The organism is Marinobacter pelagius (genome assembly GCF_003315345.1).
GTDB classification, from domain to species: Bacteria; Pseudomonadota; Gammaproteobacteria; order Pseudomonadales; family Oleiphilaceae; genus Marinobacter; species Marinobacter pelagius_A.
This window is the reverse complement of sequence record NZ_QNRO01000025.1, coordinates 17,099-27,507: the sequence shown is the minus strand read 5'-3', so window position 1 is coordinate 27,507 and position 10,409 is coordinate 17,099. Positions and strand designations below refer to the sequence as shown.

8 protein-coding genes are annotated in these 10,409 nt (G+C 61.6%); all 8 read right to left on the bottom strand.

Translation table 11 applies throughout. The annotated features are described in order from the left end of the window. Positions 1–14 precede the first annotated feature (14 nt). Positions 15–1,463 carry a type VI secretion system protein TssA gene (tssA, locus tag DET50_RS16930; protein ID WP_113863926.1) on the bottom strand — a complete coding sequence of 483 codons (1,449 nt, stop codon included), beginning with the start codon at positions 1,461–1,463 and terminating at the stop codon, positions 15–17. Between the two features lie 11 nt (positions 1,464–1,474). After that, on the bottom strand, positions 1,475–2,110 hold the full coding sequence (gene vasI, locus DET50_RS16925) for a type VI secretion system-associated protein VasI (RefSeq protein ID WP_113863925.1): 636 nt from the start codon (positions 2,108–2,110) through the stop codon (positions 1,475–1,477). Next, a complete protein-coding gene (locus DET50_RS16920; RefSeq protein ID WP_113863945.1) occupies positions 2,107–3,672 on the bottom strand; it encodes a sigma-54 interaction domain-containing protein in 1,566 nt (521 codons plus the stop codon). Before DET50_RS16920 ends, vasI begins: the two co-directional genes overlap by 4 nt. Before the next feature lie 76 nt (positions 3,673–3,748). Then, complete coding sequence (gene tssH, locus DET50_RS16915; RefSeq protein WP_113863924.1) at positions 3,749–6,382, bottom strand: type VI secretion system ATPase TssH; 2,634 nt, start codon at positions 6,380–6,382, stop codon at positions 3,749–3,751. A gap of 10 nt (positions 6,383–6,392) precedes the next feature. Further along, the gene (icmH, locus tag DET50_RS16910) at positions 6,393–7,214 is read right to left on the bottom strand and encodes a type IVB secretion system protein IcmH/DotU (RefSeq protein ID WP_113863923.1); all 822 of its coding nucleotides are present in this window, start codon (positions 7,212–7,214) and stop codon (positions 6,393–6,395) included. Between the two features lie 3 nt (positions 7,215–7,217). Further along, the gene (tssK, locus tag DET50_RS16905; RefSeq protein ID WP_113863922.1) at positions 7,218–8,552 is read right to left on the bottom strand and encodes a type VI secretion system baseplate subunit TssK; all 1,335 of its coding nucleotides are present in this window, start codon (positions 8,550–8,552) and stop codon (positions 7,218–7,220) included. Further along, positions 8,552–9,085 carry a type VI secretion system lipoprotein TssJ gene (gene tssJ / locus DET50_RS16900; RefSeq protein WP_113863921.1) on the bottom strand — a complete coding sequence of 178 codons (534 nt, stop codon included), beginning with the start codon at positions 9,083–9,085 and terminating at the stop codon, positions 8,552–8,554. Before tssJ ends, tssK begins: the two co-directional genes overlap by 1 nt. Beyond that, entirely contained in the window at positions 9,082–10,392 is a 1,311-nt protein-coding gene (gene tagH / locus DET50_RS16895) for a type VI secretion system-associated FHA domain protein TagH (protein ID WP_113863920.1), read from the bottom strand. The genes tssJ and tagH overlap by 4 nt, the downstream gene beginning before the upstream one ends. Between the last annotated feature and the right edge of the window lie 17 nt (positions 10,393–10,409).

Sequence of the window (10,409 nt, the reverse complement as noted above, 5' to 3'; positions counted from 1 at the left end):
GCGTCTTGCGGGCGTTACGCCAGTCGTTCCAGTTGTTTGATTAGAGCCGGTTCCCAGTCATCGAGAACCCGCCCCTGGATCTGGTTTTTCAGATCCTGTATCTGTTCGGCGGCCAGGGCTTTCAGGCCGGTTTCCTTGAGCAGCCGGGCCGTGGCCAGGCGCCAGTAGAAGCGCTCCCGCGGCTCCCGGGCATCGGCCAGCCCCTGCTCCAGCAGTTCCATGGCCGGCGCCAGATTGTTCTGCCGGACCAGCTCCAGTGCACCGTCGAATGCCTGTTCCCAGGGGTTGGCACCTCCGCCCGTTCCTTTGCCAGCCGTGGGGGCTGTGTGCAACCAATCCGCGCCATCGTCACTGAGAAACGGCGTGCCATCGTTGAAGGTGAGCTCGGCCAGTTGCGGCAGGCGGTCGACAAACGCTTTCAGGGCTTCCCGGATGGCCTCCGCGCAATCGGTATTACCAAGGGCCATGGCCGCCCGGGCGCTGAGCCAGTGGCCATCGAGCCAGAACGGGCTGACCGACAGGCTTTGTTCAATGCGCTGCCACAGTTCAAGATCCGGTGTTTTCTCCAGAGCTTCCTTGTACTCGGCCACCCGGTCGCCGCTCACGGCGGCCAGGTCGGTGCGTTTGCCATCCCGGGTTGGCGGCAGGCTGGTGATACTCTGCCAGATGGCATACCGACGCATGCGGTAGCCCAGGGCGTTGTCCGGTTCGCTGCTGGTCAGCAGTTCAGCGACCTTGAGCAGGCTCTGTCGGGTTGCACGCTCGTTACTCGGTTCCAGTGTCAGGTTGCCCAGCGACGCGGCCGTGGTGTTGGAACTGGCCGAGCTGGAGGGCGATGAGCTGGCCGTGCTCTCCTGTTTGTTTGTCGAGGTGCTTTCAGACGCCGTCCGGGGCGCCGTGGCCTGATCCGGCTTGGGCAGCTTTTCCACGGCCCGCTTCAGGTCGAACAGGGCGTCGTCAGGCAAGTCCCGGTCTTTAGCCTGGGCATCCAGTTTCTCAACCAGGTCCAGACAGAACTGACGACCATCCCCAACGCTGGCGTCAAAGTTCAGGCTCTCGACCGCTTTGAGCGCCCGCTGCAGCATCTGGGTAAACAGCATCTTGCGGGCCCGCTGGCCCTTGGCGCCAGGATAGGGCCAGGCGTTTTCCCACCAGTCTTCCAGCGCCCGATGCAGCAGGTACAGCGACAGAGCAAACCGTTCACCATCGCCGCCGCGCTGCAGGCTGAGCATGACAAAACCCAGCACCTTGATGTCCTTGCTGCGATCCGCCACCAGTTTCAGCGCTTCGCTTTCAACCTTGTGCCAGTCGATGTCGTTGTGGGCCAGCGACCCCACTTTCATGATCTCGTCTTCGAGAAACTCCAGCGTGCTGTCTTCGGCCAGGCTCTCGCCGACCCCGGTGTCACCCGGAATCGGGGTCAGTACCTGGTCAACATAAGGATGCTGCTCAATCACCTGCATGCCATCACTCCTTACCAGCCACAGGCCTGGCGCAAAGGCTTGATCGCCTCCGCAAAGCCGTTGAGGTCGAACAGCAGGCCATCAAGCTCCCGAACCCCCGCCTGCAGGCGCACATCGGGCTGATTGACCACATCCAGTGCGGTACGAATGGCTGGCAGGCCACGACCGGCACTGACCACCAAACCTTCATCCCGGACCCGCCAATGTGCTCGCTGGGGCCCCAGAGTCACTTCGACCCGTTCACGGTCCAGCGGCTCCGGCAACATGATGGCCAACTCGGTGATGTTTTTATGGCACTGCAGCGACAGCACCGGCCGTGGTGGCTTTACCCCCAGTGCAGTCACCGTCACCAGATGACCGGCCGCGCTGCCCGTGTCGCGATAAGCCACGCTACCGGCGTCGTTTCCGCTGGCCTGGGCAAACACCCGGCGCCAGCGCTCCGGCTGGTTCACCAAACCTGGATGCTGGCCGGCCTCGTACTGTGCCAGTGGCGTGCCGAACACCTCATCAAAACATACGAGACGCTCCAGCCGGTTCGGTTCCTGGGTGCAGGCCTGGGCTTCCGCCAGGCGGGTATCGGCCCAGCTGCTGGCACTCACCAACAGGAGGACCATCAAGGGCAATCGGTGCAGGTCTTTCAGGGTCATACTTCGGTTACCTGATACTTCAGACATTTATGGGCCAGTGTGCGTTTCGGCAGCCCCAGGCTTTCCGCCGCCTGGGCGCGATTGCCGCCATACTGGCGCAAACGTTCCCGGATGATGGCGGCCTCAAAGGCCTGGGCCGCGGCTTTCAGGTCGCGGATATCATCGGCAGGAGGTACGCCCGGGATGGCTTTGGCTTCCACGAAGGCCATGGTCGAATCCGGGGATTCGGCGAACAGGTCGTCCAGGCGCAGGACCTCCGGCTGAATATCGTCGCCGGCCGGGGTTTGCAGACAGGCCAGCTCGATGATGTTACGCAGTTCCCGCACATTGCCCGGGAAGTTGTAGTCGGCCAGCGCACCCAGGGCGTGACTGCTGATGCCCAGCGGGCCGCTGCCCTCGCGCTCGGTGTAGAGCCGGATGAAGTGACGGCTGAGCGCTTCCAGATCTTCACAGCGCTCGCGCAGGGGCAGGACTCGCAGGGGGAACTGGCTGAGGCGGTAGAAAAGGTCCCGTCTGAACCGGCCATCCTCAATGCCCTCCTGCAGCGGCTGATGGGTTGCCGCCACCAGTCGGAAATCCGAGTGCTGCTCTTCCCGGGCGCCCAACGGGCGGAACTGTCGGCTTTCCAGCACCCGCAGCAGTTTTGATTGCAGGGCCATGGGCATGTCGCCGATTTCATCCAGGAACAGGGTGCCGCCGTTGGCTTGGGCCAGCAGGCCCTCCTTGGCCTGGTCCGCGCCGGAGAAGGCGCCTTTGGTGTGGCCGAACAGTTCGCTTTCAAGCAGGGTGTCGGGGATGGCGGCACAGTTAACCACCACCAGGGGCCCGCTGGCGCGGTCGGACATATCGTGAATGCCCCGGGCAACCACATCCTTGCCACAACCGGTCTCGCCCTGGATCAACACCGACAGCTGGCTGCTGGCAGCCCGAACCACCTGGGCCCGGAGTTGGGTCATGGCTTCGGAATTACCAACGAGGGTATCGGCCAGCTGGCTGCAACGCTGGCGCAGGGATTCTGCGTCATGCAGGTGGTCGAGGGAGCGTTTGAGCAGTCGCCGTTGCCACACCTGATCACGGGTTTGAAGCTGGCTGATCCATTGATGCACCAGCAGTTGTTTCAGCCCGCTGTACAGTGGCTGCGTGACGATGCCCTGCCAGTCAGGATGGTCGCCGCACAACACGAGCATGCCGAGGGTGCGGCCGTCTTCGCCTTTGAGGGGTTCCAGCCAGAAGCTTCTCGGGCGTCCACTAAGTTCCAGGAGCGTCTGGAAGCCGGCATGGTCCAGGCGATAGCTGGCGGCGCGGGTGAGCTCCCGCGGCTGGCCGGTCTGCAGGACATGGGCAAAGGGGTGGCTGAAGTCATTGCAATCGAATTCGCTTGCTTCGTCCAGTTTGCTGTAATGCAGGGTCCGGCCGCTGAGATCGAGTTCCAGCGCCCAGCATTTGCTGAGCCCGAAGGCGTTTTCGAGTTGGCGGGTGGCGGTGTTCAACAGCGCTGGCAGGGTCTCCTGTTTGATCAGTGCCACCGCCAAATCGATGCCGGTGTGCAGTTCCTTCTGCATCCGTCCCATTGATATCGTTCCTTATTCATGGAGATCGCCGCCCCCACGGTGCGCTACGATTCAGTCAGTCTGAAAGTCAGGCGACTGTGCCCGTGAACTTGTTTTCAGTAACCCCAAGCGTCACCTTCGTCACCGGCTCCCGGGCCGCCAGCTTTTCCAGCAGCGCCAGGGACACAGGCGGCAACAGTTCGCCTTCGATGATCGACTCCAGCATCCTTGCTCCGTTCTCGCTTCGTGTCGCGCGGCTACGGATGGCTTCGACCAGGCCGTCTTCCAGTTTCACCTCGGTGTGGTAACGGGCTTTGATCTGATCGGCCAGGCGCTGGAGTTTGTCACCAACGATGCGGTTGAGGGTGTCTTCGCCCAGAGGCAGGTAAGGCACCACTTCCATGCGCGCCAGCAACGCCGGTTTGAAGAAGTTGGCCAGTTCCGGGTACAGGGCGTCTTCGATCTTCTCCGGCTCTTTGGCGTGGTTGACGATGGTCTGGAAGCCGAGGTTGGAGGTCAGGAAGAAGACCACGTTTTTGCAGTCGATCAACCGGCCTTCGCCGTCGGCCAGTTCGCCTTTGTCGAAGGCCTGGTAGAACAGGTTGAGGACTTCCGAGTGGGCTTTTTCGACTTCGTCGAGCAGCACCACGGAGTAGGGTTTCTGGCGGATGGCTTCGGTCAGGATGCCACCTTCACCGAAACCAACGTAGCCTGGGGGTGAACCGATCAGGCGGGAGACGGTGTGTTTCTCCTGATATTCCGACATGTTGATGGTGGTGAGGAACTGGCGACCGCCATAGAGCAGTTCGGCCAGTTGCACCACGGTTTCGGTTTTACCCACGCCACTGGGGCCCACCAGCAGAAAAGCGCCCATTGGGCGTCCGGGCCGGCGCAGATCGGCACGGGCGGTGAGTAGGTGCTGGTGCAGGCAGTCGATGGCCGTGTCCTGGCCTTTGATGTGGGCTTGCAGGTAGGCCGGCAGGTGGGTGATTTTTTCCAGTTCGTCGATGGTCATGCGGTTGACCGGGATACCGGTCCAGTCGGCGATGACTTCGGCCACCTGGCGGGCATCCACACGGGCGTGAACCAGGGGTTCATCGGCCTGGAGTTCGGCCAGCTCCTGTTCGATGGCGGCGGCTTCGGCTTTCAGATCCGGGCGTTCTTCCGCTTCGGAATCGGTGGTGCCGTCATGAGCTTCTGCCACAGGCGCTTCACCGGTCAGTAGCTGTTCGCGGATCTCGACCAGTCGGGCAACGAGTTCACGCTGATCGTTCCAGCTTTGTTCCAGCGCTTCGGATTCGGCGGTCAGCTCAGCAATCTGCTGCTCCAGGGCGTGCTCACGCTCGGCATCTACGTTCTGGCCCAGGGTGTGTTCCCGGCTCAACAGTTCCTGTTCCATGGCCAGCTGGTGCAGTTCACTGCGCACGTGACTCAGGCGCCTCGATGGCGTACTCAGGTTCAGGCTGACCCGGGCGCAGGCGGTATCCAGTACGTCGATGGCTTTGTCTGGCAGTTGGCGACCGGCCAGGTAACGGGCGGACATTTCAGCGGCGGCTTTCAGGGCGCTGTCGGCGATCAGGACCTGGTGGGCTTTTTCGTAGACAGTGCGCAGGCCACGGAGGATGTGGACGGCTTCGCCCGGAGTTGGCTCGTCCAGTGCAACTGGTTGGAAACGACGGCTGAGGGCCGGGTCTTTTTCGAAGTATTTCTTGTACTCGCGCCAGGTGGTGGCGGCGATGGTGCGCAGCTCGCCCCGGGCCAAAGCCGGTTTCAGCAGGTTGGCAGCGTCAGAGCCGCCTTCGCTGTTGCCAGCGCCGATCAGGGTATGGGCTTCGTCGATGAACAGGATGATCGGGGTGGCCGAGCCTTTCACGGCTTCGATCACGCCCTTCAGGCGCTTTTCAAACTCACCTTTGACGGAGGCCCCGGCCTGCAGGGCGCCCATGTCCAGGGTCCAGAGTTCAACGTTTTTCAGGCGGTCCGGCACGTCGCCGTTGACGATGCGCAGGGCCAGACCTTCGACCACGGCGCTTTTGCCCACGCCGGCATCGCCGACCACAATGGGGTTGTTCTTGCGGCGACGGCAGAGAATGTCGATCATCTGGTCGATTTCGGCGTCCCGGCACACTACCGGGTCGAGTTTTTCTTCCCGGGCCAGCTTGGTGAAATCGGTGGCGTAACGTTTGAGCGGATCCATATTAGCTTCAACAACGGGGTTGGCACCGCCGTTTTCTGCCAGCTGCGGACGCTCCACAGAGCCTTCGGTAACCCGGTCGAACTGCTTGCGTAGCTGTTCCCGGTTGATGTCCACCAGCGCCTGTGCCACCCGGGGCATCAGGTAGCGGTCGACGTTCATCAGCAGGGCCAGGAACACCGCACCGGAGCGCAGTTCGCTGTGGCCCAGTTCGGTGGAGGCCAGCAGCCAGGCGTCCTGCATCAGTTCCACCAGCAGCGGCGAGAACGAGGGATAGGGCTCGGCGGTCTGTGGCTCGCCGTTCAGGCTGTCGCCCACCAGCGGTTGCAGTTGCTGGTGGTTGATACCGGCGTGTTCCAGAATCTGGCGCACGTCGGAAAAGGGTGTTTCCAGCAATTTGAACAGCAGGTGCGCCGGCGTAATTTCGGCGCCCTGACGGCTGATGCACAAGGCCGCGGAGGCTTCCAGGGCCTGGCGTGAAATGTCGTTGAGGCGCCCGATCAGCGCCGGAAGTTCTACCCGAATCACAGTGATGTCCTTATTTCGGTAGCTGTTCCAGGACGCTGAGCACCTCCCTGATGCGTTCGTTCAGCGCCGTGTTGTAGAGCGAATAGATCCCGGCCATGGCGAATACAAACAGGCCACCAATGCCCCAGAGGGGCAGGCCGCTGCGCAGGCGGTTGCGGGCCGGCATCAGGTTTTCAGTGGCATCCGCCAGCGGCCGGCTATCCCGGTCACCACGCAGTTCCCGGAGCTGGTCATAGAGGCCACGAACCACCTGCTCGTATTCGTCCCGGCCGTTTTCCATAACCTTGTAGCGGCCTTCAAATCCCAGACACAGGCACAGATGGATAAACTCCAGCATGTCCCGGAAACGGGTCGGCTCCTTTTCCATACGGGACAGGATGGCAAACACCTTCTCACCGCCCCAGGTTTCGTTATGAAAACGACTGAGCAGCGAGTGCTGGGACCAGATACTGTGAGCCCCCCAGTCAGTGCCCAGCACGGCCTCATCAATAAAGGCGCAGAGCACGTAGCGGTAGGCCACCACCGTGGGGCGCTCATAGCCCTGCTCTACCAGTTCCCGATCGATGGCGGCCACTTCGTCCACCACTTGCTGGTACAGGGTTTCCACATCGCGGAACTCGGCCAGCCGCCGTACCCGGATCACCAACCCCAGCAGCGGCGTGGCAGCGTCGATCAGCCGGTTGTCTTCCAGGCCGCGAAGCCGGAAGCTGCTGTCACCGGATTCGACCGGCGATTGGCCGGCGCCGCTATCGGCAAACAAAAGGTCGCTGAATGCACGATCACCCGAATCCCTGGTGTTGCCTGGCCTGTCCATTACCAGTGCATCTGCCATGATTTAGCTCCTGATTGCCCAGAATTGCATTTCCAGTCCCGGGTAACTGCCCGCCACGTGGAAAGCAAAGCCACTGGCGTTGTCGAGCATCTGCCAGGCCTGACTCTGGTCGTCCAGGCGGAAGTACACAAAACCGGCGTGATACGGCAACTGGCGTGGGGCCACCGGCAGTGCTGATAGCGGAATGCCCGGCAGCTGCAGACTGATGAGATCGCGGATTTTCTCCACCGAGGCCACCTTGCACTGCTGCACAAACTGCTTGCGCAGGTCGTCCGGGGGCATATCGGCTTTGACCGCCAGAATGAACTCGGCGTCGCTCATCAACTGACCATCCTGTACCGGCGCTACCGTGAGGCCGTACTGGCGTTCCTGCAGCGCAATGGCCAGTGCCCGCGGCTCCAGCACGGTACTCAACGCCTGCCGCAGAACCTGCATCAGCGGGCTGAAGCAGCCCTCCGGCAGTTCGTGGTCGTAGGGGGTGAACTCCTTGGGCAACCGGCTTTCATCGGTAAAAGTCACCAGCTCGCCACATAGCTCCAGAAGCGCCTCGTACAGTCGCTCCGGGTGCAGTTGGCGCAGCCGGGCCAGATGCATGAACTTCGGATGTGCCCGGTTCAGCATCTGCAGCAGCATGAAATCGGACACATCCGCCACGCCACCCTGCCCAGGTGCGCCAACCCGTTCGGCAATGTTGCGGGCCCGTTCCTGCATCAATCCCGCCATTTCACCAACAAAACGCTGCAGCCGTGGTGCAGAACGCACACTGAGCATGGTCGGGAGGAAGTTCGGATCCATGACCAGGCTGCCATCGGGGCGTTTTTCCTGAATCCGGCCGATGGCCAGTGCAGCGTAGGCACTGCGATCTTCACGCTCCAGCATCAGGCGGGGAACCACCCGCCCCACATCGATGGTGTGAGCATCGCCGTCGATGGAGTGCAGATCACGGACTTCAACGCTCTGTGCCTGGAACCGACCGGCCACCGGCGCCTCCGGCCATTCGACTTCAGCCAGGCTGTTACTGGCCAGCGGCAGCGCCAGATAAACCACCTGGTTGGCCACTGAGGCGTCGGTCATTTCCAGTGGCTCCGGCATCACATCGTCCTGGGGCACGTTGAACCGGGTGCCGTCCGGAAACAGTCCGGAGGCCCGCACCAGTCCAACTCGGCCAAAGCTCAGGTACTCCGCGTTCAACTCCAGGTCACTGAATCCGAAAAGATAATCCGAGACGGCCAGAGACCGCTCGTTAATCTGGTGTTCCAGATAGCGCTGCTGTTGCTGGAAGTGCTGGGGTTTGATGAACAGCCCATCACTCCAGACCACTCGATTCGTCACTGCCATCAGCTTTCATCCGACCGTCTGAGTTGCACTTCGCGTTCGCGCAGGTTTACCAGCAGGTGATAGCGCCCGCCAATCGGGTCCACTTTCACCACTTTTTTCCACTGGGACAGGTTCGGGTAGGCATAGAAGGCAATCACTCCGATGTAGCGAGTGTCTTCGCTGATCTCGAACGGTTCCACAAATCGGAACTGGCCGGGCACCAGGCTGTAATCACTGTGGTCTACGTAGTTCTGGCCCAGAGAATCCTCCAGGTTGTTCAGCAGCTGGTCGAAATCACCCGCCATTAACAGCGAACTGTCCCGTAGCTCGATCACCTGGAAGGCGATGGGTGTAGGTGCCAGCGACTGGTTGGGGTTCACACCGGGTTCCGCGAGCATGGTCAGATCGACCCGGCTGGGCAGCTCATCCGGGTACCCCACAGGAATATCGGGGTCCCAGAGTACCTTGGCGGTCTTGGTCACCGCGTTGTACGGGGTACTACACCCTGCCAGCATTAAAGCGACCACCAGCAAGCTCCATTTGCCGTACTTCACAACAGTTTCTCCCTCTGTAATTGGCGTAAGTGTTGGTCGTAAGCCTGGTCGAACACTTCCTGGAACAGGCGTTCAAAGCCCTGCTGACGACTGGATTTCAGTTCACGGTAATAATGTTGATACATGTCCCAGGCCCAGCGGCCTTCGTCTTCGTTGTCCTGCAGACCACGGCGATAACCGTGGAACCGGCGCAGCAACGCCTGCGGTGAGAACGCGTGCAGAATGGCCTCCAGGGCCTCGCGAATGGCCTCCCGGGTGGCCTGCTGGTGGTGATTCAGACTGTCCAGGCTCTCCCGCACTGCAGCAGGGGCCGACAGATGTACCGGACTGCGCTTGGCGGCAAACAGGGTCTGGATGGTGTCCGGATAGTCATTGGCCAGGCGCAGCGGGTTATCCTCGATGGGCTGCAGGCGGGTGCGCAGGGCCTGATGGCGACTGTCTTCGCCCTGATGCAGCGCCAGTAATCCCTCAACCGTGGCCTTGAGGGTTTGACCGGCTTCTTCCAGAAAAAGGCGCATCTCGTCGCTGTCGGCAAAATCAATATCAGCGTCCAGCCCCCGAAGCAGCGGCGCACCACTGATGTGCTGGCGGCTGACCTCCTGCGGATTTCTTGTGTTCTCGGACATTCCCTGTCTTTCCTTGTTGTCGCGTTGCGCAGTTACCGGCAGGCCCATGGCCACATCCCGGTTCTCGCGATACTCATCGGTGACATCGGCTGAAAGGGCAAACCATGCCCGGTCAATGGCCAGCAGCTCACGGGCTTCCTCATCCGGATGGGCAGACTTTTGCTGCCAGTGCGCCAGCGGATCACTACTGACCGGGTCGCCTGCGGCCGATTGCAGACCTTCCAGTGGCTCCCGGCCTTCGGGCTGGTTCTGCTCAGTGGCGACGCGTTTCAGATCGCTCTCAGAGCTATCCAGCAGCCCATGATGATCGCCAGGGCCATCTTCCATTTCGCCACCACTTTCCGGGATGCAGGACAGCTCCGCCCGTATCCGGTAGCGGCCAATGGTGATGAAATCCCCGTGGCTCAATCTGGCACGGCGGCCACGGCCCACCGGCTGACTGCAGCTGTTGATATAGGTGCGGCCACTGCGGTCAATCAGGCAGAAACCGCCATCGAGATAACGGACTTCTGCATGGCCGGGCACTGCACCGGTTCGATGCGAGGATAGCTTCCAGGTATCACTGGCTGCGGTGCCGATGGAACCACCCGCATTGTCGAAACTGTGCTCAATGCTGGCACCACCGCGGATTTCGGTGGGGTTGGTGATCACCAGTGTGATTTCTGCTGTCTGATGTGCCACGTCTCTGGCTCCCTGCC